At 61.0% G+C, this 1,396-nt stretch carries 2 pseudogenes; both read left to right on the top strand.

Features of this window, described 5'->3' with window-relative positions:
* Window positions 1-178 (top strand): annotated as a pseudogene (locus CXG43_RS19005) (peptidoglycan endopeptidase); the annotation flags it as partial.
* Window positions 179-703: 525 nt separating this feature from the next.
* Window positions 704-1,396 (top strand): annotated as a pseudogene (locus CXG43_RS01260) (phage tail protein); the annotation flags it as partial.

The following is a 1,396-nucleotide window of genomic DNA, read 5'->3' on the forward strand; positions in this document are numbered from 1 at the left end:
AGTCCTGATGTTCGACCACGGACAACGAAACCCTGGCCATGCCGGGGTTTTCTTCTTTCTGGCCCATGAGGGCTGGGTACTCCACAGCAACGAACGCCACGGGTGCAGCGTCCTGCACCGCGCGCGCGATCTGCAGGGCTTTGGCCTGCGCATTGAAGGCATCTACGAATGGGTCTGATATGCCAATGCCGCCACCCGAGGAACTAGTGTCTCTGCCGTTGCGAGAAGCGTTACACAAAGCATCTCCAAGTGAAAACTTTGGCAGGGTAGTCAAGCGTCAAGCACCCATTTCGCAACAAGCCGCGCCCCAAAATTACAGAGTAGGCGGGGTGCACGTGAGCATCATCTTGACGAGCGATGTCTGCCTTTATTGGGATCTGAAAACCTTCATTAGAAGCGATTATCAAAATCGCGTTGTGCACGTTCGTCACGTTGGATCCGGTCGCTCCTTGGTGTTTAACCGAGCGAGTTACAGGGGCTCCAACAGTCTCAAGAACCCGCCTCGAGGCCACGCAGCAATCCGCGCCCGTGTCGACTAGCGCCCGGGACCTGATCACAAGGTCAGCGTTAAACGGGGAGCGTACCAAGACATCCATAACTGGAATGCAATCCGACTCTGCCGCTGCATCCGGGCTGGTTGGGTTTCCGTTTCGGTCGACAAACCTTATCGGGATCACCCTCAGTGACTTCATCCGCATGCACCTTGGCTGAGAAATCAGATATTAGCTCGACAGGCCGGCTCATCGTCACCCCCCACCCCGTGTTGGTAGATGGCCAGCGCAACCAGCCGGCGGACCTGCGCCCGGACGAATCCCTCTGCGCCTTCCTGCATCGTCACGTGACCGACCTCGATGACCAGGACTGGGTGGTGCTGATCGGCGGCCGCGCCGTCCCGCGTGACATGTGGCCTTTCGTGTACCCCAAGCATGGGCAGGTGATCGAGGCCCGTGGGGCGGTAGGCCGCTCTGCCGTCGCGCTGGTGGCTACCTTGGCGCTGACCTACTTCACCTTCGGCTTCGGCACGGCCACCGCCGGGTGGTGGGGTGCCGGCGCAGTATCGGGGGCGTGGGGTGCTGCCGCTGCTACGGGCGTCTACATGGCCGGGTCGGTGCTCATCAATCGCGTGCTGCAGCCCAAGCAGCCTAAGCAGAGTGCTCCCGGTCAGTCGACGTACTCGATCGCGGCCGGCCGCAACCGTGCACGCCACGACCAGCCGGTGGGGCTGCTGATCGGGTCGATGCGTATCGCGCCCGATTTGATCAGCAACTACTACACCCACTACGAGGGTGACGATCAGTTCCTGTCGTTTGTGCTGACGCCCGGCGTGAACGTGCACAGCGTGGAACAGCTCTACAACGGCGATGCGCTGCTGTCGTCGTTCGAGGGCGTGCGCGTG

The organism is Stenotrophomonas sp. Bg11-02, assembly GCF_002836635.1.
Lineage (GTDB): Bacteria > Pseudomonadota > Gammaproteobacteria > Xanthomonadales > Xanthomonadaceae > Stenotrophomonas > Stenotrophomonas lacuserhaii.